The sequence below is a fragment of the Priestia flexa genome (assembly GCF_021441905.1).
Taxonomy (GTDB): Bacteria; Bacillota; Bacilli; order Bacillales; family Bacillaceae_H; genus Priestia; species Priestia flexa.
This window is the reverse complement of sequence record NZ_CP090431.1, coordinates 1,332,732-1,355,980: the sequence shown is the minus strand read 5'-3', so window position 1 is coordinate 1,355,980 and position 23,249 is coordinate 1,332,732. Positions and strand designations below refer to the sequence as shown.

The 23,249-nt window shown below is 36.7% G+C and carries 20 protein-coding genes, 2 pseudogenes and 1 riboswitch; of the genes and pseudogenes, 11 read left to right on the top strand and 11 right to left on the bottom strand.

The genetic code is table 11. The features are described 5' to 3' along the window. Positions 1-111: 111 nt before the first annotated feature. The 3 genes from LZP85_RS06890 to LZP85_RS06880 all read right to left on the bottom strand — a co-directional run bounded on the left by LZP85_RS06890 (position 112) and on the right by LZP85_RS06880 (position 4,311). Positions 112-2,031 (bottom strand): homing endonuclease associated repeat-containing protein, encoded by a 1,920-nt coding sequence (locus LZP85_RS06890; protein ID WP_234562100.1) that lies wholly within the window; start codon positions 2,029-2,031, stop codon positions 112-114. Between the two features lie 117 nt (positions 2,032-2,148). Then, complete coding sequence (locus LZP85_RS06885) at positions 2,149-2,847, bottom strand: ribonuclease H family protein (protein WP_234562098.1); 699 nt, start codon at positions 2,845-2,847, stop codon at positions 2,149-2,151. 594 nt (positions 2,848-3,441) lie between these two features. Next, positions 3,442-4,311, bottom strand: coding sequence for an HNH endonuclease (locus LZP85_RS06880; RefSeq protein WP_234562097.1), 870 nt, complete (start codon positions 4,309-4,311; stop codon positions 3,442-3,444). 239 nt (positions 4,312-4,550) lie between these two features. On the opposite strand from LZP85_RS06880, the gene LZP85_RS06875 reads away from it, so the two are divergent. The 6 genes and pseudogenes from LZP85_RS06875 (at position 4,551) to LZP85_RS06850 (ending at position 9,296) form a co-directional block, all read left to right on the top strand. Continuing rightward, positions 4,551-5,681 (top strand): site-specific integrase, encoded by a 1,131-nt coding sequence (locus tag LZP85_RS06875; RefSeq protein ID WP_234562095.1) that lies wholly within the window; start codon positions 4,551-4,553, stop codon positions 5,679-5,681. Positions 5,682-5,739: 58 nt separating this feature from the next. Continuing rightward, positions 5,740-6,285, top strand: a pseudogene (locus LZP85_RS06870) (DUF3898 domain-containing protein); the annotation flags it as partial. 181 nt (positions 6,286-6,466) lie between these two features. Next, on the top strand, positions 6,467-6,667 hold the full coding sequence (locus tag LZP85_RS06865) for a cold-shock protein (protein ID WP_025908891.1): 201 nt from the start codon (positions 6,467-6,469) through the stop codon (positions 6,665-6,667). Between the two features lie 358 nt (positions 6,668-7,025). Further along, positions 7,026-7,157, top strand: a pseudogene (locus LZP85_RS06860) (carboxypeptidase); the annotation flags it as partial. A gap of 324 nt (positions 7,158-7,481) precedes the next feature. Then, positions 7,482-7,557, top strand: a riboswitch (glycine riboswitch). Between the two features lie 90 nt (positions 7,558-7,647). Then, positions 7,648-7,920 carry an ACT domain-containing protein gene (locus LZP85_RS06855; protein ID WP_025908892.1) on the top strand — a complete coding sequence of 91 codons (273 nt, stop codon included), beginning with the start codon at positions 7,648-7,650 and terminating at the stop codon, positions 7,918-7,920. A gap of 14 nt (positions 7,921-7,934) precedes the next feature. Further along, entirely contained in the window at positions 7,935-9,296 is a 1,362-nt protein-coding gene (locus tag LZP85_RS06850; protein WP_119543056.1) for a PFL family protein, read from the top strand. A 22-nt stretch (positions 9,297-9,318) separates the two neighbouring features. Here LZP85_RS06850 and LZP85_RS06845 read toward each other — a convergent pair whose 3' ends face one another. The 5 genes from LZP85_RS06845 to aspA all read right to left on the bottom strand — a co-directional run bounded on the left by LZP85_RS06845 (position 9,319) and on the right by aspA (position 14,637). Further along, complete coding sequence (locus LZP85_RS06845; RefSeq protein ID WP_119543055.1) at positions 9,319-9,504, bottom strand: cysteine-rich CWC family protein; 186 nt, start codon at positions 9,502-9,504, stop codon at positions 9,319-9,321. Positions 9,505-9,507: 3 nt separating this feature from the next. Then, positions 9,508-10,908, bottom strand: a complete 1,401-nt coding sequence (locus tag LZP85_RS06840) for a PH domain-containing protein (protein ID WP_078989867.1) — start codon at positions 10,906-10,908, stop codon at positions 9,508-9,510. Next, positions 10,901-11,383, bottom strand: coding sequence for a PH domain-containing protein (locus LZP85_RS06835; RefSeq protein WP_025908896.1), 483 nt, complete (start codon positions 11,381-11,383; stop codon positions 10,901-10,903). The genes LZP85_RS06840 and LZP85_RS06835 overlap by 8 nt, the downstream gene beginning before the upstream one ends. Positions 11,384-11,816: 433 nt before the next feature. Continuing rightward, positions 11,817-13,145 (bottom strand): NAD-dependent malic enzyme, encoded by a 1,329-nt coding sequence (locus LZP85_RS06830; protein WP_234562094.1) that lies wholly within the window; start codon positions 13,143-13,145, stop codon positions 11,817-11,819. A gap of 61 nt (positions 13,146-13,206) precedes the next feature. Then, positions 13,207-14,637, bottom strand: coding sequence for an aspartate ammonia-lyase (aspA, locus tag LZP85_RS06825; protein ID WP_119543054.1), 1,431 nt, complete (start codon positions 14,635-14,637; stop codon positions 13,207-13,209). A gap of 303 nt (positions 14,638-14,940) precedes the next feature. Here aspA and LZP85_RS06820 point away from each other — a divergent pair, with 303 nt between their 5' ends. The 4 genes from LZP85_RS06820 to LZP85_RS06805 all read left to right on the top strand — a co-directional run bounded on the left by LZP85_RS06820 (position 14,941) and on the right by LZP85_RS06805 (position 18,144). Next, a complete protein-coding gene (locus LZP85_RS06820) occupies positions 14,941-15,525 on the top strand; it encodes an LOG family protein (RefSeq protein WP_119543053.1) in 585 nt (194 codons plus the stop codon). Positions 15,526-15,631: 106 nt separating this feature from the next. Further along, entirely contained in the window at positions 15,632-16,327 is a 696-nt protein-coding gene (locus LZP85_RS06815; protein WP_206782461.1) for a YetF domain-containing protein, read from the top strand. A 270-nt stretch (positions 16,328-16,597) separates the two neighbouring features. Next, positions 16,598-17,158, top strand: a complete 561-nt coding sequence (locus tag LZP85_RS06810) for a DUF4825 domain-containing protein (protein ID WP_206782462.1) — start codon at positions 16,598-16,600, stop codon at positions 17,156-17,158. A gap of 164 nt (positions 17,159-17,322) precedes the next feature. Next, positions 17,323-18,144, top strand: a complete 822-nt coding sequence (locus LZP85_RS06805; RefSeq protein ID WP_119543050.1) for a Cof-type HAD-IIB family hydrolase — start codon at positions 17,323-17,325, stop codon at positions 18,142-18,144. Positions 18,145-18,177: 33 nt separating this feature from the next. On the opposite strand, the gene LZP85_RS06800 is transcribed toward LZP85_RS06805, so the two are convergent. Both LZP85_RS06800 and LZP85_RS06795 read right to left on the bottom strand, forming a co-directional pair. Beyond that, complete coding sequence (locus LZP85_RS06800; protein WP_035320327.1) at positions 18,178-19,425, bottom strand: NADP-dependent malic enzyme; 1,248 nt, start codon at positions 19,423-19,425, stop codon at positions 18,178-18,180. 26 nt (positions 19,426-19,451) lie between these two features. Next, a complete protein-coding gene (locus tag LZP85_RS06795; protein ID WP_226639482.1) occupies positions 19,452-20,795 on the bottom strand; it encodes a 2-hydroxycarboxylate transporter family protein in 1,344 nt (447 codons plus the stop codon). Positions 20,796-21,015: 220 nt separating this feature from the next. On the opposite strand from LZP85_RS06795, the gene LZP85_RS06790 reads away from it, so the two are divergent. Further along, positions 21,016-21,423 carry a hypothetical protein gene (locus LZP85_RS06790; protein WP_025908906.1) on the top strand — a complete coding sequence of 136 codons (408 nt, stop codon included), beginning with the start codon at positions 21,016-21,018 and terminating at the stop codon, positions 21,421-21,423. 23 nt (positions 21,424-21,446) lie between these two features. On the opposite strand, the gene LZP85_RS06785 is transcribed toward LZP85_RS06790, so the two are convergent. Further along, a complete protein-coding gene (locus LZP85_RS06785; RefSeq protein WP_119544085.1) occupies positions 21,447-22,937 on the bottom strand; it encodes a peptide MFS transporter in 1,491 nt (496 codons plus the stop codon). Between the last annotated feature and the right edge of the window lie 312 nt (positions 22,938-23,249).

The window sequence follows — 23,249 nt, the reverse complement described above, 5'->3', positions numbered from 1 at the left end:
AATCTGTCTCGTGTCGGAGTATTTTACGCCGTGTTGTTGTAGGTTACAGTGCTTAATTATTGCCAACTTAGATATTTGATTTAATAATAGTAACGCATTAACTTAATAATGCTATTTTTTGAAAAGTAACTTGTACAGTTTCTCTTCACTATTATTCAATACAAATTCCTTGGGATAAAACTCAATTAAAGGAATGTCATACTTATTACAAATATCTATCTTAAACTTTGTTTTTTTATCGTAATTACCAAGATTGTTAATCACACAAAACAACTCAACAAAATACCTCCTATTTTTTATCCAAATAACTGCATCAAACGTAAATAGTCTACCTTTAAGCTCAGGAATATAATCTCTATAGTAACCAATGGAATAATCAATACCCTTATTTTCAAGCATGGTATAGAACCTATATTCATATTTAGAGCGATATAAGGTCCCTTTTTCTGTATATTTATACCTAGCTGGTTCGAGTCCTGCAAGCTTTAAAGCATTTAAGTAACTACCAAACTCATTTATATAGGTTGTAGGATGTGCTATGTTTTCTCTATACTGTAAAAGGTCATCTTTAGTGGGAGTTTGTCCACCAAGTTGTTCTTTAACCCAATGGAGGTCACTTAATAATTTTTCCCTGGTACGGAATACCCTTGAATATATAGGCTCAAAACCACATTCGATTTGAATGTCATTTATTCCTCCAAAATGATTTTGCCAGGCAATTAATGAAATCCCTGTATACCAATCATATTCAATTAAATCTGGCAACCTTGGTGTTCTTGCAATATATTTAGCCAATTTTTCAAACTGACTAATCATATATTGTTTAGCCAATTTTTTATTGATTACATCATAATCCATCCCTAATCGTTTATACGCTTCTTTTACCCCACCAAACCTTCTAAATAATACCTGTGTCACTGGTAGGTCCTTTATTTCATCTATTTCATGATGAACTAGTAAAGAGCGAAAGTGCAATCCTTTTCTACCTTTTTGAATAAGTTTTAACGAAGTATGATATCTCAAGTGTTCCAAAATTTCATCATCGCTAAGAGTAATCTTGTTAAATCTTCGCAACCTATCTTCTAGTAAATCAAATCCTGCTTTGATTAAGGTTTCCTGCCAACTACCGAATCTTGAAACATAGACCGATGCAGATGGGTAACCTTTCGTTTGTGTAATACCATCGTATGTAGGTAAACCATATTCCTTACTATATCTTTTTAGAAGGTTAATTAATTCTTTGTTTGTAAAAATATTAAAGGTATACTCTGGTACTTGCATACCTGCTGCAATGAGTGCTTTTCTAAATGTACCAAAACGTCTTAAATAAGTTCTACTTGAAGGATAGTATTTATTCTCATCTAAACCTTTTGATGTTGGATAGCCAAAGTTGTGGTAATATTCTCTAAGAAGTTCCAACAATTCCTCACGTTTGTAAGAAACATAATAACTGTCTGGTAAATTTATATCTAATTTAATAAGCGCTTTACGAAGAGAACCAAATCTATATCTAAAAGTTGATGCACTAGGGTAACCAACTGTCTTATCCATTTGTTCTACAGTTGGAATATTCCCAAACTCTTTAATATATTTTTGTAATGAGTGTAAAAGTTCATCTTCACTATAGTTTTTTCTGTAATTTTCTGGAATGTGCAAATTAGCAGCTTCTAGTGCTTTTCTTAGAGAACCAAATTTCAAGCGAAAAGCTGTAGCACTTGGATATTCCTCTGCATTATCCATATCTCGTACAGTTGGTAATTCTTTAAACTCACTTACGTACTTTATTAGATAGTTAATTAAATCTGATTCTGAGTAATAAAGCCTAAATTGGCTACCAACATCGATTTTCGCTTCATCAAATGCTTTTTTAAGACTACCAAAAGCCCTTCTGAAAACTCCTGCACTAGGGTAGCCAAAAGTACTATCAAGTTCCCTTGTATTAGGTACACGGTTGTTTTTTAAATGAAATTGTTGAAGAAATCTAATAAGTTCTTCCGATGAATATATCTTCTTTTTTTGCCTTTTATTCATAGCTTCCACCCTACTAACATAAAAGTATTTTATGAAGGATTTATAACTAATATATTTTAGCAATGGTAACATCCAACTTTGCTATTAAATTAACAATCGAGTACCCTCTTTGGCTTTTCAACACTCTCCAATGGTTACCAATTCCTCGTAATTAACTTTGCATACTTTTACCACAGTATCTTGGACAACTTTTATTCTTTTATCACGAATCTCATAAACCTTTGTCATCTCTGTATCCTCAACAAGGTCGGCTAGCCAGATTTCCTTATTTAAATCTATCTGTGCTTCGTGAAATGTAGCGGAAGGGTTATTATGTATTTTTCTATACTCATCTAAAACTGATTGTTGCATGAAATAATCTTTATATGTCCCTAATACCTGATAGTATTTGCGATTAACTTGAGAAATGGGGGTGGATAGAATAAATTCTTTTCTACAACATACCTTATGAGCAACATTACGTGTTCGGCTTATTAGTTGGGTTCGAATCTGTAATTTTTCAAGGACTTTATATACGCCCTTTGGCAAATACCTGCTATTGTTTCTTCTACCTCTTTTTTTAACCTTATTATTTCTACTCCCTTTTTTTAGTTGACTTTTTACTCCCTTCGAATCAAAAAGTATAGTGCCTTTCTTTAGATTGTAATATTTGAGGAAAGCAAGCAATTCAGATAATGCCATAGCTTCAGCAGCATTATTATCACGTTCACGTACGACTATCCTTCTCCTTATTTCACTTTTATCCTCGAAAACAATAAAGAAACCTAGCGAAGTTTCTCCATCCCTTACTGAGGCATCTGAGTATGCAATAAACATAGTTTGAAATCACCTCCTAATTAAACGGCATCCTGCTTTATTCAACATGATATTACTTTATAAATAATATTTAAATAGTTTTTAGAAAAATACAAAAATAAATAAATGCTTTAATATCAATACTTTTGTTTAATAAATTCATTAAAAATCGTTAAATAAAATTATTGCAATATATTTGTTATCCCGCAAAAGCTTTATATAAATTAGATACTCAAAGCTGTTTTATATTTTATATATGTCAGGCTAGTATGAGAAAGCCTCTAATTCCAATAGTTTAAGGACGATATAGAAGGAGACTCTTAATATGTTATCTATTTAATTTCTAAAAATTATAGCCTTAACGTAAGCATTACTAAGATAATGGCCTTGTAACTATGTTTTTCTTGATTATAAAATTATATGGTGAAGAAGCTTTTTAAAACTAAGGGTAATAAAAGCAATATTTTATTAGTTCTAATATGGGGAAGAGTTGTAATAATACCCTTATCGTATGGAGGCTTTTTAGTATTGTGTGGGTCAACCCACTATGGAGGGTTCTCGTAATAAAAGGGCGATAATTTGTGAAAATCACCCCCCCGTACCAATCATATTAATTTAGATAACAGAAGTTCTTCTTAAGATTTTTTTAAAGTCTTCTTCATCCTCTAACATATGAATTCTCCGATGACAATTTGGACATAGTGCCACTACGTTATCTATTTCATCTTCCCCACCTTTAGATAAGTAGTTTATATGATGAACTTCTAAAAACGGATTCCCTTGCCTATCTATAAATGGAGCTTCTTTATCACACAGTTGACAAATCCCTTGCGCTATCTTTTTAGCATATTCTTTTATATATGTTTTTCTCATAAAGGTATTTATTTGTCTCGTTACAACATTTCTTTCCTGTGATTGCTGCTCTACTATTATGCTCTTTAAATGCTCCTCTGATAAGTCTTTAAAATAACTAGACTTCATCGTAACAAATGCTTCGTATATATTAGAAAAGTTATCGTAAGCATCAGAGTTCTCCATTTCATATTTCCATTTTTCTTGCTTCTTTTTTATGTCTTCCAGTGAGTCAAACTTTGAAACCCAAAACTTCTCATCAAGGTTAAGTCCATAATTCCTTGCTTCCTGTAATATACTAAGTGCTTCTTCTTCTGATTTACACAGCAATATTTGATGTGTAAACAGTTTAATAAATGGACGTCTGTTATTCCTTTGAGTCGCTAGGATTTTATTCTTTAAACTTATACATTCTTCATAATCCTCAATGAAATGAATTAAAGTCTTAAGGTAAAAAGCAAAAGGTGGTCGAAACTCATGTTCTTTTATCTTACTGTAGAATGCTTTAATTTGGTTGTAAGTGTCCATATGATACATTATCATGTTAAGTTGATGTATTGAAGGCTGTTTTCCCTTTCTTTTTATTAAATCTAGATACAGAAGTATCTCTGATAAATCCATTGTAGTATACAAAAAGAATACTCCCTTTCATTCAGTTATATTAATTTTTCATCTTCCTAACTTCTCTGCCATCCCTTATTTTCAACGATTAGACCTCCCAAAGTACATATTCTTCCTTGTTTAAGAAACATCCTCTCTTACCCTTAACTTAAACTTTTAAATTTCAACATAAATTTATCTTTTTATAGTAAAATAGAATCAGGAAACCTTCACAGCCAAAAGAGCAAACTTTTAAGGAGGCTGTTCTTACTGTGAAAGGAAGTATAACGAAGAATAAACAAACTGGAAAATGGGATTTTGTTTTTAACGCTGGAATAAATCCTTCTACTGGAAAACGCAAACAAATTAAAAGAAGAGGGTTTGCTTCCAAACGTCATGCCACGGATGCCATGACTAAGTTAAAAGCGGAGATTTTAACCAATGATTTTCTTGATTTAAACACAATGACATACGCAAGTTATATGAATGAATGGTTAGATGAACGAAAGAACCATTTACAAAAGACAACCTTTGAAATTCATTCTATCTACTATCAAAATGTGATAAAACCCAAACTAGGTCATTTTAAAGTTCAACAGATGACCCCTCTTCACATTCAAAAGTTCATAAATGAATTGGTTAGTCAAAATACGTATTCAGAACATACCGTTCATCTGATTTACCGTATTGTTAGCGCATCATTGAAAAAAGCAAAAATCCTAAAGCTTGTAAGCGATAATCCAGCAAGCGGTATTACCTTGCCAAAGATACGAAAAAAAGAAATGAAAATATGGTCATTAGAGCAAGTTAATTATTTCATTAACGAATCGAAAAAAACAAAGCGTTTAACCCGCTGTTACATTGGATTTCTAATCGCTCTTCTCACTGGTATGCGTCAAGGCGAAATTATGGGGCTACGGTGGAAAGACATTGATATGGAAGCACAAATCATTTATATTCGACAAACTTTAACTCAAGATGCCGAAATTAAGTACGGAGCGAAAAATGATTCTAGTGTTCGGTCTATTCATATTTCTAACAAATTGATTTCAGAGTTAAAAACTCACCGAAAACGTGTGCTAGCCGAAAAACTCTTGCTTGGTCAAGACTACAATGATTCTGATTTAGTTATCTGTACGCAAAGTGGAAAGCCAATGATACCGAGAAACTTTCGTAAGGAGTTTTATAATCTAACGGAGAAAATAGACTTACCCAAAATACGTTTCCATGATTTAAGACACACTCACGCTACGATGCTTATTCAACAGAATGTAAACGTAAAGCTAATATCCGAAAGATTGGGACATGCTGAAATTGGAACGACACTTAACACCTATAGCCATGTTTTGCCCAACATGCAGAAAACTGTTTCAGATGAATTAGATAAAATCATTGAAATGTGACCAAAGTAGTGACCATTTAAAACCTTAACGCATCAATCCCTTGTGGCTCTAAGGCTTATCTATTCAATACCCATACATGCCTGAAGAAGGCATGGTCGAAGAAAGCGAACTTGTCATCCACCAAGCGTCTCACGCTCGTTACTTTGAAGACTTCTTGAAATTTATTGACTACAACGAGCCGATGCCTGAGATTATGAAAACACAAGTGATGGATATGGTGCGTGAACACGTCAGCGAAACGTTTGAAGCAGAAAGCGTAGAACTTGAACAGTTTGAGTCGGACATGGAACTGTGGGCAACAAGTGAAAAGCATGAGCTTCAAGAACGTTTGGATACCCATCAAGTTATGGAAGCTGCTGCTCATATCGTCGAGCATACGCCTGATGCCGAGCTTAAAATGAAGCTTGGCGAAACGGAGATTAAAGGACTGTTAGCGGATTTCGGGGAAAATATTCACTTAGCGAAAGTGAACGGACGCTACGTGGCGTTAATTGAAGCAGAATCGATTTTGTTTGAAAAAGGCGCGTCTCCAATTGAGTTTCATAAGCCTGGGGATTTGCACGGGATTATTGAGAAAATCAGCAGTAAAAAATGGGAAGAATGAGCCAAAAATAATAAACGGACGCATCTATTTTTTACTTTACTTGCAATACTGAACTGTTTCTGTTATTCTTAAGAAGAATTATTTTTGTTCGGTAAGGATTGACAAGTTAACAACTTTCGTCTGAAGATTTGAGCAAGAATAGTAACACAATGTGTGCAAAGCACACGAGGAGGCAACAACAATGGAACAAGGTAAAGTAAAATGGTTTAACGCAGAAAAAGGTTTTGGATTCATCGAGCGCGAAAACGGAGACGATGTATTCGTACATTTCTCAGCAATCCAAAGCGAAGGTTTCAAATCTTTAGATGAAGGTCAAGCTGTAACTTTTGAAGTAGAGCAAGGTCAACGTGGACCTCAAGCTACTAACGTTCAAAAAGCGTAATTAATACGGACATCTATGTACAGACTCTACTTGTAGAGTCTGTTTTTAATTTACATTGAAATTTGGACATAATAAAAACCCTACTCACGAATGAATAGGGAACATCAAAACACAGATAGTAACTGGTAAAGAAAATGGTAAACTTAGTATAGCATAGTATTCTTATAATACCTAATTTTTTATTACACATCTCATGATAATCAGTAACTAGCCATCCACTGCGGTATCCGCCCTCTCCCTCTTTCTCCTCGTCTTAACTTTCACTTATTTGTACAGTTACAATAATTTGTTTACATTCTACTTTAAATATTCTCAAAATACAGTATTTTAAACTCATGCCTTTTTTAACTAATGGCACATTAAACAAACAATCACTACTTTAGACTCAACTGTAAGAGCTATTTCAGATGGCTCAATAGAAAATGCAGATACAAGCTTTTGGGACACGCTTGCCACCCAAACAACTCGCCCTTCTGGAGAAGACGAGTAATAAAGATTATCACAGGAAAGCGACTGATAGGCGCTTTCCTTTTTTTCTATTTATAACAATTGTACCCTTTTCCCTTTGCTGAACTATTGATGAAAAGCCTTAGCTCCTACCTCTCCTCTCACCTTTTGCTTCTATTGCTCTATTTTTAAGTGTGATATAGCACAAAACACTCTCCCATTCTAAGTAAACATGATGAAACAATAGAAATGTTCAAAAAACATTGACTATCTTTTCTTTTGTTGATATGATTTTTCTATTGGTTTTTGAGCCAATGTTAAATTGAATATTCCCCAAGCAATGATTGTTGTGGATAACACTACAACAGGAGCAGCTTCTGGAGAGACCGCTTAGGTGGCGCCGAAGGATTCACAATCTCAGGCAAAAGGACAGAAGAGTAACGATACATACGTATGTTATTCGATGACCTATTCGAGATTGGATTCTTCCAATCTCTTTTTTTATTTTCTATATTATTTTTGAGGTGATTATTATGCAACAAAAGCGCGCTGTGGTTAGCGTAATTGGACAAGATCAAGTAGGGATTATTTCAAGCGTCACAACTGTCTTATCAAATCAAGGTGTTAACATCCTCGATATTAGTCAGACAATATTACAAGATTTCTTTACGATGATGATGATTGTCGATGTATCAGCTATTGAACTAAACTCGCTACAACATTCTTTAAATAACGTTAGCGAAGAGCTTGGTTTAAAAATTCACGTGCAGCTTGAAGAAACGTTTCAAGCTATGCATCGCGTATAAAAGGAGGAATAAATATGAGTATTGCTTTAACAGAAATGATGGAAACCATCCGAATGGTTCAAATGGAGAACCTCGATATCCGTACAGTAACAATGGGTATCAGTTTAAGAGACTGTGCTGATTCTAACTTTGAAACAATGAATCAAAATGTCTACAACAAAATTGTTTCATATGCAGGTGAATTAAAAGAAACTGCTGAACAGGTTGAAAAAGAATATGGAATTCCAATTGTAAATAAGCGTATTTCAATTACTCCTATCGCAGAGATTTTAGGTCATGCAACGGTTGAACAAACAATCACGCTCGCTAAAACATTAGACCGTGCTGCACAGCAGGTTGGTGTCGATTTTATCGGAGGCTTCTCAGCTCTTATTCATAAAGGAATTTCAAAGAGTGATCAAACGTTGCTAGACGCGTTACCTGAAGCCCTTAGCGTAACAGAACGCGTTTGTTCTTCAATCTCAGTAGCCACCACTCGTACCGGTATTAATATGGATGCTGTAAAACAGCTCGGCGTTATTATTAAAGAAGCGGCTAAGCGTACAAAAGATCGTGATGGCATTGCTTGCGCCAAGCTGGTTGTGTTCTGTAACCCTGTTGAAGATAATCCGTTTATGGCCGGGGCTTTTCACGGCTCAGGTGAAGGTGAAGTGGTCTTAAACGTAGGTGTTAGTGGCCCTGGTGTTGTTTTAAATGCACTAAAACGTCATCCTAATGCTGATTTAGGTGAGGTATCTGAAGTAATTAAAAAGACGGTATTTAAAATTACGCGCGCTGGTGAGTTAATTGGACGCGTAGTGGCTGAACGACTAAACGTTCCCTTTGGCATCATGGATTTATCACTGGCTCCTACTAATGCTATTAACGACAGCGTTGCTGAAATTTTAGAAGAAATTGGGTTAGAACGTGTGGGTACTCATGGTACAATTGCTGCGTTAGCACTTATGAACGATGCTGTGAAAAAAGGAGGCGCAATGGCTAGCTCTTACGTTGGTGGTCTAAGTGGGGCTTTTATTCCGGTCAGTGAAGATAACGGGATGATTAAAGGAATTACCGACGGTTCTCTAAATCTATCAAAACTTGAAGCGATGACCTGCGTATGTTCTGTTGGTTTAGATATGATTGCTTTAACAGGAGATGTTAGTCCTGCTACGCTTTCAGGAATGATTGCTGATGAAGCGGCAATTGGAATGATTAACAAAAAAACAACCGCAGTACGCGTTATCCCTGTTCCCGGTAAAAATGAAGGTGAAATGGTAGAATTCGGTGGTCTTCTAGGACGAGCTCCAGTCATGGGTGTTAACCCTTATAGCTCTGAGCGATTAGTAAATCGCGGTGGACGAATTCCTGCTCCCCTACAAGCATTGATTAATTAAGTAAAAAGAGTCAGCGTAATCATTACTCTTCACGCTGACTCTCTTTATATGCTTGCAGACAAGATTTGCAAATGCAAGAATGACTAGATTTTGCTTTTAACGCATCTGGAAACTCTTCTTCTGCGCACCAGCAAGTAAACTCTTCTTCTTTTAAAACATACTGACATCCATTCTTTTTTCCACACAGTGGACAGGTTCTGTTAATCATAACTCACTCTTTCTTTACATCCCAATGTGTAGCTTTATCAAAGATTGGCTTCCATATGCGCTCCGGTAAATAGCCAACTCCGTAGGAAGAACCAAGACCCATTGTTGATACAATAAGATGACGACATCCTTTTTCCCAAAACCTGCTGCTTGCTTTCACTTTTACATCCTGAATCTTTCTGCGCTGCATAACCGTTGTTTTTCGAGTAATAAACTGCGATCGAACACTTAAAAATTCATGGGTCATCGCTACGCCTCCTTGGTGATATCCAAACCATGTTAACAACGAAGTAGCTAACAAGATGACAACCACTCCCCACACAAGCTGAACTTTCCAAAAGCTGATTGCTACTGCTGCAATACAAGCTGTAATGAAGACATATGATAGCTTATACCATACATAATTGCGCACTACGTTTGGCTTAAACTCAAGATAACGATAAGTAGGAAGATACTCTGAAAAAACCTCCGTTATTTCCTTTTGTTTTAAAAATGGGTGTAAATACACTTTTTGCTCTAAATCAGAAGTTACGACTTTTAACGAAATGGCTCCCCAACCAAATAAACGCTGAAGCAAACCTTCTTCAACTGTAACCGCCTTAATTTTTTCAAAAGGAATCGTAAGCGAGCTTTTGTTTAATAGCCCGTATTGAACTTGAAGGTGCTTTTCATAGCGCTCCACCATAAAATTACCAAAGCGGATTACGTACAAGATAATAGAAAGTATATATGCTATGCATAAAATAAAAAATACTAATATGATAATAGCTAATATAGACTGCGTAACAATCTGTTCATAAGCATCTTGAATCCACGGGTTGATTAAGTCATCCACGTATTCGTATAGTACACCTAGTCCAGCAAAGATATAGCCAAAGTTCGCCGATAGCGCAGCAGCAATCACTAAGCGACTGGTAGGCACCTTTAATGTTTTAATGATTTGTTTTCTTTCAGGACTCTCTTCTACTGAAAAAGACTCCCCTGCTTGCAGCATTGTTTTTAACTCATGGGCGTCTTTCATTAAAACACCTGGTAAATCGACTTCTGCACCCATTCCTGTTCCACCTGCTGTTTCAATACGAAGCCGTGCCAGTTTAACTAGGCGAAATAGAAAAGGCTGATCAATTTGAATCGATTGAATACGCGTTCGTTGGATAAAACTATTTTCTTTTTTAAAGACTCCTTTTTTAATTCGAATTTCTTTTTCTGTAACTTCGTAGCGAAATGTTTGCCATTTAACAAATGCAAAAAACAAGCTGATACCTATAATAATTAAACCAACCCACCAGTATGTCAGTACTTTATCTCGCTGAAGAATGATTAAAAATGCAAATGGTAAAATATTGTCTTTTATGTACTTTGCAGCTTGAACAATAACGGCAAGTGGGTGCAGCTTTTTATTCATATTCGTCCTTCACCTCTGCCATCTTTGCGATTGTTTCGCGTAAATTATTTGCGTCTTCTGATTGTAGTGCCGGAAATTCAAGAAATCCTGCAGCTGTTACAACATTAATTGAAGCCAGACCGTATTTACGCAAAATTGGCCCCGTTGATGTTTCCACATGTTGAACCTTCACAATCGGCACTTTTGTATGATTCCAGATAAACAAACCTTTTTGTACTTCGATATGCGTCTCTGTTAGTTGATACGAATACACTTTCATGTAAATGCTCGGAGCGATGACAACATAAACAATAAAGCTAACGATTAGCAGAGCTCCAGAAACCCAAAAAATCCAGATCCACCAATTAAAAAAATAGACAAGAACATAATAACCAATCGTTCCTGCTAACCACAATATATGTGGCAATAGCGCTTGAATTCTCATTGCGCTTTTTGCTTCGGAAGGTAGCTTCCCCTGTAAATGTGTAATTTCCATATGTATATCCTCTCAATTCATGTATTCTTTCTTCTTATACGCTTGAGCTGCCCAAAAAGTTTCAATAATATGTATTTTTTCATATTTTTTCTAATTTGTATACAAAAAGAGAGTAGGACATACCAAAACAAATTTTCAACAAGACGAACACTCCCTTTTCTCACCTCCTTACATTGTCACAACATGTTCGTTCCATTGCGCTACGGCCACTCGCTTTCCGCGGGGAGGAACCTGAGCTTCCTCGCTATGCTGCGGGATCTCCGTTTTCCCTCTATTTCCCGCAGGAGTCGAGTGCCCTACGCTCCATTCCACCCTGTTTCCAAACTAGGTTTTCCCAATCAACAAAAAACCTGAACGATTAAAAGTGAGGAACTCTCAATCGTTCAGGTTTATCATTGACTGAATTACTTATGTCCCAGCCTCTTTTTATTCATTATTGATAAACGTTCTTTTTTACGTCACTTTGTACTGCTGCGCGCTCTACTGCTTCAGCAACAGCTTCATGTACATTAACATTTAGCGGATGAGGCACTAGATCCCCTGGCTTTGTTGAATTTGCAATCGCTTCTGCAGCTGCAACTAGCATTTTGTGAGTAATATCACGAACACCAGCGTTTAGTACGCCACGGAAAATACCTGGGAATCCTAATACATTGTTTACAGAGCGTCCATCTGTTGCATAAATTGCACCAGCTTCTAACGCATCTTCTTGTTCGATTTCAGGTTTTGGATTTGATAGAGCCAAAACAATTTGTCCCTTTTGTACCCATTCTTTTTTAATAAGTCCTGGTACACCAGTTGTTGCAATAACAATATCACTTTGCTCCATTAGCTCTTCTAAGCTATCAACTGTTTCGCCTCCATAAGAGCGAAGACGATCTTTTGCTTCTTCAGATTTATCAGCGCCAACTACGCTTTCGACACCATATGCCATTAGCATGCGGCATATGGCAATACCAGCTGCCCCAAGGCCAATTTGACCAACGCGAGCTTGTTTTAAGTTAACACCTGCACTGCGACAAGCTGAGATAGCTGCAGCTAACGTAACTACGGCCGTTCCATGCTGATCGTCATGCATAACAGGAATGTCTAGTTCTTTCTTTAAGCGCTCTTCCACTTCAAAACAGTGTGGAGAACCAATATCTTCAAGCAAGATACCACCAAATCCTGGTGAAATATTTTTAACTGTTTGAATAATTTCTTCGGGACTATTTACATCTAATAAGATAGGAATAGCATTAATATTAGTAAGCTGATCAAAAAGAGCTGCTTTACCTTCCATAACAGGCATACCAGCTACTGGTCCAATATTACCTAAACCTAAGATTGCTGTTCCATCTGTTACAACAGCTACAGTGTTGCTAATGCTTGTATAAATTTTTGCTTTTTCCGGCTGTTCTTTAATCGCCATACATACGTTAGCTACACCTGGTGTATACACGCGTCGTAAATCCGCTAACGTTTCAATTTTCATTTTACTTTTCATTTGAATTTTCCCGCCTTCGTGAGCGTGTAAAACTTCATCTGAAACTGTGTGTAGCGTAATTCCGTCCAAGCTACGAACTGCATCTAGTAATTCTTCTAGCTGCTCTTCGCTCTCAACCTGTACAGTAATACTTCTTCGCGTATAGTTATGGCCTACCTTAACTGTTTCAACCTCGCCAATATCGCCACCTACGCGACCAATTGCCGTAGCTACTCGTCCTAGATTTCCTGGTACGCTTGGTGTTTGAATCATTAAAGTACGGATAATATTGCTCATGTTGACTCCTCCATTTTTATCATTTTAGTGTTAATTATCAGTCTGTCTACTTGTCTAACGATTATTGACGATCAAAAAGTGAGTTACCTGCAATACCTGGATTTGTCATTTCATAAGGATTTAAGATTAAATCTAGCTCTTCTTCTGTCAATACGTCATGTTGTAAGCAAAGTTCCCGTACAGATTTCCCTGTCATAATGGCTTCTCTGGCAATACGAGAAACAACTTCATAACCTAAATGTGGGTTAACTGCAGTAATGACGCCTACGCTTTTCTCTACATATTCTTTCAACCGTTCTTCGTTTGCTTCAATACCTTCTAAGCAATATTTTGTAAACGCGTCAAAACCGTTGTTCATAATGCTAATAGACTGCAGTAGGTTAAAGACAAGCACAGGCTCCATTACGTTTAACTCAAGCTGTCCTGCTTCTGAAGCTAAGCAAATGGTATTATCATTTCCAATAACTTGGAATGCTACTTGGTTAATCAGCTCTGGCATTACTGGATTTACTTTTCCAGGCATAATAGAAGATCCCGGCTGACGAGCAGGAAGGCTAATTTCTGCTAAGCCTGCCCGTGGACCTGAAGCCATTAAGCGTAAGTCGTTTGCAATTTTAGACATATTCATCATACACACTTTTAAAGCAGCAGATACTTCGGTATAAGCGTCTGTATTTTGCGTTGCATCCACAAGGTGCTCAGCGCCATATAATGGTAGTCCACTAATTTCTGCTAGATATTTCACAACGTTCTCAATATATTTCGGATCAGCATTTAAACCTGTTCCTACCGCTGTTGCTCCCATATTCACTTCATATAAGTGTTGGCGAGACTGGCTTATACGTTTAATATCTCGCTCTAAAACACGGCTATATGCAGCAAATTCTTGTCCTAAACGAATAGGTACTGCATCTTGAAGATGTGTTCTTCCCATTTTAATAATTGGATCAAACTGCTTCGCTTTCTTTTTAAATACTTCAACCATCTTGTCCATTGTTGCTAATAAATCATCTAATAGGCGCAATGTTGATAAATGAATAGCCGTCGGGAACACGTCATTCGTAGATTGTGACATGTTTACATGACTGTTCGGACTAAGCTTTACATAATCACCTTTTTCATAACCCATTAGTTCTAGCGCTCGGTTTGCAATAATTTCGTTCATATTCATATTCATTGACGTACCCGCTCCACCTTGAATGGGATCTACAATGAAATACTCATGCCATTGACCTGCAATCACTTCGTCAGCCGCCTGTACGATAGCGCTTCCAATACCATCGTATAATCGTTTTGTATCCATATTCGCCATAGCAGCTGCTTTTTTGATCATCGCAAGAGCACGAATCATCTCTTTGTTCACTTTGTATCCAGTGATTGGAAAGTTTTCAACTGCGCGCATTGTTTGGACACCGTAATATACGTCTTTTGGAAGTTCTTTTTCGCCAAGAAAATCTTTTTCAATACGACTTTGCTGTTCCTTTTTCGCCATACTGCGACCTACTTTCTATTAGTTAATCTTTATGTGAGCGTGCTTAATTCTCAGCTTTTTTGTTTTAACTAGCGTACTACGCTGTATGACGCCTTCTATTAAACACTTAATATACGCTTTGATTATAAAGAAAATTATACTAATAATCAAGGTAACTCCAAAAGAGGTTTTACTTTTTTTAGTATCAAAACAAAAACACCTGTTCTCATTTCTATTAAGCGATTATTTTTTATCATAAAAAAGGGTTTTATCATAAATAAACGAAATGTTATTACTATACGCTGTGAAAAGGAGGACCTGTATATGAAAGCCATTTGTGTATTTGCTGGATCTAATTCTGGTGTTCATCCTCACTATAGAAACGCTGCCGTAGAACTTGGAGCGTATATGGCTCAACACGATTATAAATTAATTTACGGTGGCTCAAAAATGGGCCTGATGGGTGAAGTAGCCAATGAAATGTTAAAGCATGGTGGTCACGTAGTTGGCATTATGCCAAAAGGGCTATTTAGCGGTGAAATTGTTCATACCGCCCTCACGGAATTAATTGAAGTAAGCAGCATGCATGAGAGAAAAGCCACCATGCACGATTTATCTGACGGCTACATCGCTCTTCCAGGAGGGTTCGGTACGTTTGAAGAATTGTTTGAAGCACTTTGTTGGGCACAGATTGGAATTCACAAAAAACCAGTTGGATTACTCAATGTTAATGGATATTATAATGCGTTAATGAGTATGGTTGAACATGCTGTAACAGAGGGCTTTTCACAAGAATCAGCCATTCAGCTTATCAATATTTCAAGCAGCCCGCAATCGTTAATTTCATCAATGATGAACTTCACTCCTCCTTCCACTCGTTACACAAAATGGAACAACACTTCTTCTTAAATCAAAAAAAGAGTACGCTACTGTACTCTTTTTTTATTTCTCTTCTACATATTTTCTATTCACTTTGGACATTCTCTAAAAAAAGAGAGAATAGGGAGATGGTGTCATGGAGCACCTTTTTGATTTGCTGTTACGAGGAATATTAGCTTATTTTTCTCTGCTTATCTTAACTAGAATTATGGGAAAAAGAGAGCTATCCAAGATGAACTTCAGCGACTTTGTTGTGGGAATCACCATTGGATCCATTGCTGCTAAGGGCGCGGTTGACCATAACCAACCTTTTACTAACTATATACCAGCTTTGGTCATCATTCTCGTCCTTGAAATTTTATTTTCTTACCTTTCAATGAAATTTGATAAATTTCGGCTATTAAACAATGGTGAGCCCATTATCTTAATGGAAAACGGGCGAATTCTTGAACAAAATTTAAGAAAGGCACGCCTAAATGTCGAAGAGCTTGCTAGTCAGCTTAGGCTTCAAAGTATCTTTTCTTTTCAAGATGTAGAAACGGTCCTTATTGAACAAAACGGTGGCTTTAGCGTGCAGTTAAAACCAAGCCACCAAGCTGTCACCATGGAAGCAATGAGCATTGTTAAAAGCCGCAGTGGACTACCTCGGCTTCTCATTAAAGATGGAAAGCTAGTTGAAAAAGAATTAACTGCGTCCTCTTTTACACTCGACTGGGTGCACCAACAGCTTTCTATTCGTAATATCGCCAGCATTTCTGATGTTATGCTTGGTCAAATTGACCGTAGTGGCTTTATCTATATTGATTTGTATGAAAAAGAACAAACGACGTAACAATTTCTGCTGCTTCCTGTGAATTTTTGCAAGAGTCTATCAATAAAAGCGGTATTTTCTCGACTGCTCTGGGATTTATTGCTGGAGCAGGAACTTTTACAGTATTCGATGTATTGTTAGCTAGAAAAGGTGGTCATAATCCCAAGCGCTCTACTTCCCAATGTAAACAAAGTTCTGGTTTAGATTATTTTTCTTATCAGCTATTGTAAAATTATCCTTATGATGTATATAATTACAATGTTATTTTCAAGAAAAGAATGGAGACTTATCATGCGCTACTCTGCTTTTTTATGTTGTTTTTTTGTTTTTATCACGCTATTAGTTGGATGCCAAGCTATAAATGATGCTTCTCAAAAGAATGATTCGATTGAAGCTGAAAAATTAAAGGCTAACCACTATTCATATAATGAAGATCAACGTGATGCTATTTCTGTTATTAATGAGCTTCCTGGACATGAAAATGTTCATAACGTAACGTTGCAAACCAAAAAATCTCCTTCCTATATTTCAGTTGATTATACACAAGCATCGACCGAAACGAGCAGGCAGTTTGAACACAATTGGTCGGCGGATTTTACTAAAAAACGCGTATTCAACAACGCTACCATACTGCTTGGGTTGATTGACCATGCTGATTCTGTCCACTTTAACGTTCATACCGTTGTTCCTCAAAGCATTACGATTACACGTGCAGAACTAGAAGCATTCTATCGACATCCGCTTACACCAAATGCTTCAAAGGGTATTCAAAACGTTAACGTTGAAAACAATGACAATGAGTATAAAATAAATGAGTTTTTTCGTCGTCACCCAATTACAGAACTAGACTAATCACTCTGTGCGAAGCATCTTTTAGCTGCTTCGCTTTTATATGCCTTTTCGACCTTACGTGTGTGATCTAGGAAACTTCCTTTCACGTAACTTGAACAAAAATTGAACTACCTGTTCTTTTGTAGTACGATATGAACATATTGTCATAGAAAGGAATTATTAAAATGGCCTATAAAATGATTGTACTAGATTTAGATGATACTCTTTTACGAGATGACCATACAATCTCTCCCCGTACAAAGCAAGCTTTAATGGATGCGCAAGAAGCCGGAGTAAAAGTTGTGCTAGCCTCCGGTAGACCAACCTATGGCATGGTTCATATTGCTGAAGAGCTTCGACTAGCTGATTACGGAAGCTTTATCCTCTCCTTTAACGGAGCAAAAATTATTGATTGGCGTACTAAGGAAGAATTGTTTAGTAGTACATTATCACCTGAAACCGTTCATCAATTAGATGCATTGAGTAAACAAGAAAACGTATTGATTCATACCTATGTAGGAGATGAAATTATTACGGAAGTAGAAAACGAATTTACGGATATCGAAAGCAATATTACTGGCTTACCTATTAAACTAGTACCTAGCTTCGTTGACGCTGTGAAAGATCCTGTTGTAAAAGTCTTGATGCTTGCACCAAGTGAAGAGCTGGTTCATGTTGAAGAAAAGCTACAAAAACAGCTTGATGGACAGCTAAGCGTTATGCGCTCAAAACCATATTTCTTAGAGTTCACAGAAGTTGGAGTAACAAAAGGTACAAGCCTTGATTTTCTTATTCAGAAGCTAGGGATTACGCGAGACGAAGTAATTGCCATGGGCGACAGCTATAATGATGTAGCCATGATTGAATTTGCGGGTTTAGGCGTTGCGATGGGAAATGCACCTGAAGATATTAGAAAGTTAGCAAATCACGTAACAGATACAAATATGAACGATGGTGTTGCGAAGGTAGTAGAAGAATTTGTTTTAAATCGTTTAGCCGTTAAATAAAGAAAAGCCAGCTGGCGCTGGCTTTTTTATGTGTCATTTTGTTGTAACAAGCTCTGGAACTTCATTTGTTTGAAGCATTTTATTGCGTAAACCTTCCACATCGATTGGTTTCCTTGCCACCCCTGAATCCATTGCCGCTTTCGCTACGGCAGCTGCAACATGAGCTGCGACTCTCTTATCGAATGGATCTGGAATTACATAGTCAGCATGGATATTTGTTTCATCAATTAATCCAGCAATTGCATACACTGCAGCTACTTTCATTTCTTCGTTAATTTCTTTTGCTTGTACATCTAGTGCACCGCGGAAAATGCCTGGAAAAGCTAATACGTTATTGACTTGGTTAGGGAAGTCTGAACGTCCTGTACCAATCACTAAAGCTCCTGCTTCTTTCGCTTCTTCTGGCATAATTTCCGGAACTGGATTTGCCATAGCAAAAATAATTGAATCATCATTCATTGAACGAATCATTTCTTGTGTAACGGCTCCTGCTGCTGAAACACCAACAAAAACATCTGCATCTACTAATGCATCCGCTAAGGTACCTTCTTGTTGATTTTTGTTCGTCATGCGTGCCATTTCTTCTTTAAATGGATTCATACCAACAGGACGTCCTTCATAAATAATTCCTTTTGTATCACATAATATAACGTCTTGCACACCCATGTTTAAAAGAAGTTTTACAATGGCAACACCTGCAGCACCAGCACCGTTTGCTACAACTTTAATATCTTCAAGCTTTTTATTTGCTAAGCGTAGCGCATTTAACAAACCTGCAGCCGTAACAATTGCCGTTCCGTGCTGATCATCATGAAAGATTGGGATATTACAAGCTTGTTTTAAGCGTTCTTCAATTTCAAAACAATAAGGTGCTGCAATATCCTCTAAGTTAATACCGCCAAACGTAGGTTCAAGAAGTTTAACCGTTTCAACTACCTTGTCTGGGTCCTCAGTATTTAAACAAATAGGAAATGCATCGACGTTTGCAAATGACTTGAATAGCAATGCCTTCCCTTCCATAACTGGCATTGAAGCACCTGCACCAATATTACCTAATCCAAGAACGGCTGTCCCATTTGAAACAACGCCAACCAAATTCCCTTTCATCGTATAATCATAGATTTTCTCAGCATCTTCTGCAATTTCAAGACATGGCTCTGCTACTCCTGGTGAATAAGCAAGGCTTAAATCTTTTGCGCTTTGAACTTCTACTTTGGAATGTACTCCAAGCTTTCCTTGTTTTTCTTTATGCATTTTAAGTGCTTCTTCACGTAATGTCATTTTATTTGTCAACGTCCCTTCTTTTATTAGCTAAATGCTTTCATTAATAATGTTGCAATAATTACTGTCGATGCGCCTCCTAAACGAGTTGCTACCTGAGCAAACGGCATAAGTGACATTCGATTTGATGCTGATAAAATGGCAACATCTCCAGTTCCTCCAAGACCGCTATGGCAACCTGTAACAATGGCAGCGTCAACCGGATACATTTTTAATAGTTTACCAACAAAATAACCCGTTCCTACCATCGCAATTACAACAGATGCACAAATTACGATATAAGCAGGTGTGATAATTTTCACAACGTCATCTAATGGAATAAATAAAATCCCTAAACCAACCATTAGTGGCCATGTTAAGCTTGATGAAATAAATTTGTATAAATGATAAGATCCTTGTTCCATCTTTTTCGGCATAAGCTGTAAAGATTTGACTAGTGTTGCTGCTACAATCATTAACACCGGACCTGGGATTCCTAAAAATTTATGAGCTAAGCTACCGAAGATAAAGAACGAACAAGCAATTAATACGCCTGCACCCATTAAAGAGAAATCGACAGGTTTATCAATGTTTGTCTCCTCGTTCATTTTATCTCCGCCTGCTGTTTTAACTAATACACCGTTACCCGTAAGTTCCGGTTTGCTTTCTCCTAAGCGCTTCATCATACCCGCACAGATAACGGCTACAATGTTTCCAATTACAGCAGCTGGTATCATTTGTGATACAAACGATTCCGCTGAGTCACCTAGAATCTGAGAATACCCTAGAGAAAGCGGAAGAATACCTTCACCGATCCCTCCTCCAATAATTGGGACAATAATATAGAAGAAAGTATGCTTCATTTCATAACCGAATAGTAGTCCTACAAGTAGACCACCCCCAACTGATGCCAGTGTCCCAACAACTAGTGGAATAAACATTCTGGTAAAGCCTTGAATTAAAACTTTTCGATTCATTCCCAAGATACTTCCCGCTACTAAAACTGAAATATAAAAATAGAGAAAGTTTGATGTTTTCATTAATGTTGTTACCGCTTCCATAGAAGCAGGGTTTATCAAATTATAAAAAACTAGAATGGATGGAACAAGCAATGCTAATATTGCGGGTCCACCGATATCTTTTAAGATAGGAATTTTCATACCCAAGTCTCCAAGTAAAATCCCCATTACCATAATAACTGCAAATCCACCGATCATATCGGGTGGAAGCTGATTATAAACAGATGCTCCGTAAACAATTAGCGCTAACACAACGTAAAGTGGGAGCGGAAGTACACCTACTTTTACATCGTTAATTTTGGCCCATAGCCCTTTTGATTTCTTAGGTTGTTGATACTCAGAAAACGTTTCCAATTTACGAGCTGTACCCATTACCTTAACCTCCTGTCTTTCTACAAAGTCTATGATACTTAATGTTCAGACAACTTGATACGTTTTGTAACTTTTAAAGCACTTTTGTAACTAAAAAAATTAAATGATTAAAATGTATAGAGCTAGCCATGTTCGGCTAGCCTTAAAAGTGTAGTGAATATTTTAACAATGTTTCCATACATATATAATAATGACGAATTGAGAGTAGGAGGAAATAGCTATGCTCAAACCTGATACAGCTATCATTTTAGGTCTAATGATTGAAGAGCCGTTTACACGATTAGAAGATGAAGCGATTAGGCATATTGCCGTAAATGAGCTTGAAAATGGATTGGCAGTATTTAATGAAGCATCCAATCTTTATTACGAAAAATTTCTTTATTTTGACGAGCACACGAAGGTACAGCTTCGTAAAGAAGTTTTCTCGCTTCATTTAACGCTGAACCAAATAAAAAATGCATATGCTAATGGTTATACATCCGAAGCCGTTCATATCTATCAAATTATTGCTGAAACTGAAAACTCAACGAATACGATGAACGCTCTCTTTCAATTTCCCACTTATAACGGTGAAGAAGATGATCAAAGCTACAGGTCATTTATGAATATCTTTGGATCAAAAAAATAAAAGCCGTCAATAGACGGCTTTTATTAATTAATCCCCTTCATTAATTGCTTAATTTTTGAAGAAGAAAGGAAGATGATGATACCTAGAACAACAGAAATTCCACCTAATAATCCGAAATATGAGGATTGTGAAATTCCCTCATAGAATCGAACGATTTGTGCGTTGATTGCCTGTGCAGCTGCGCTTGCTAAGAACCATAAGCTCATCGTTTGTGCGGAGAATGCTTTTGGCGCTAGTTTTGTTGTTGTCGATAATCCAACTGGGGATAAGCAAAGCTCACCAATTACAACTAAGAAGAAGCTTAAAACAAGCCATAATGGACTTGTTAAATGATTCGCATCACCTGTTACTGACGGGATAACCATTACTAGGAATGAAAAACCGGCAAATAACAATCCTAAAGAAAATTTTTGCGGTGTAGACGGTTGGCGATCTCCAAGCGTTACCCACAGCTTAGCAAATACAGGTGCTAATAAAATAATAAATAACGGGTTAAGCGACTGGAACCACCCTACTGGAATTGTAAAACTTCCATAAGTTAACTGCGTTGATGTTTCAGCATAAATGGCTAAGATTGTTGAACCTTGCTCTTGAATTGCCCAGAACATGACAGCAGAAATAAATAATGGAATATAAGCAAGTAATCGAGAGCGTTCAACATCAGTTGTTTTGGAACTACGATACATAACGGTGAAATAAATAATTGGAATAATAACAGCTAAGAAACTAATGAATGCAATAACATTCGTTAGAGTTAAGAAGCCTGCTACTCCTGCTACAATTAAAAAGATTACGAGAACAGCAACGATTAAACCAATAATTCCAAACGTTTTTTTACGCTCACCAGGCTTTAACGGATTTGGAACTTCTGTACCTGCTAAACCTAGGTTTTTCTTTTTTGTCATAGAAAAAACAATTAATCCACCTAACATTCCAACTGCTGCGGCACCGAAACCTAAATGGAATCCATAGTTTTCTCCAAGCGTAGATACGATTAATGGAGCGATAAAAGCACCTAAGTTAATTCCCATATAGAAAATACTAAATGCGGCATCGCGTCGGTTGTCGTTCTCTCTATATAAGTCTCCCACAACACTTGAAACGTTTGGCTTTAATAAACCTGTCCCTAAAATAATAAACAGCATGGCTACTAAAACACCGTTAAATCCGGCTGGAAGAGCTAAAACGATATGACCAATCATGATCAACACGCCGCCCCAGAACACTGTTCTTGAGGTTCCTAATATCCTATCAGCAATCCATCCGCCAATAATTCCTGACATATAAACAAGCGCTCCATAAATGGACATAATGGATGCTGCTGTTCCATTATCAATACCTAGTCCACCTTTAGACACTTCCGTGTATAAATACACGATTAGAAGTGCTTTCATTCCATAATAGGAAAAGCGCTCCCAGAACTCAGTGAAAAATAGCGTAAATAATCCTTTTGGATGGCCAAAAAATCCTTTTTGAGGAACACTTTGGACAATTTTCTCTTTATCAAGCGACATATTTTACATCCTTTCTCTCTATCTTTCTCCCTTTTTCCCCTGTTTACTAATTTTTAAAATATCAAAAAATTATGATGATATAAAATTAGAAACAATAAAATTTTATTCTTATAAAATGATTCTGTCAATATAAAAAAATGTAAATAAACATATTTTTTATACATCTTTTTTCTTATCCGTGCTTTAAGAACAGCTATATAACCAGCTTATTCTAAATAAAAAATCCTTTATATTTTTTATTTTAATTATTCATCCCCCTGATTTTTTATAATACCAAGCTAATATTTTCTATTTCTTTTTACCCTACTATTC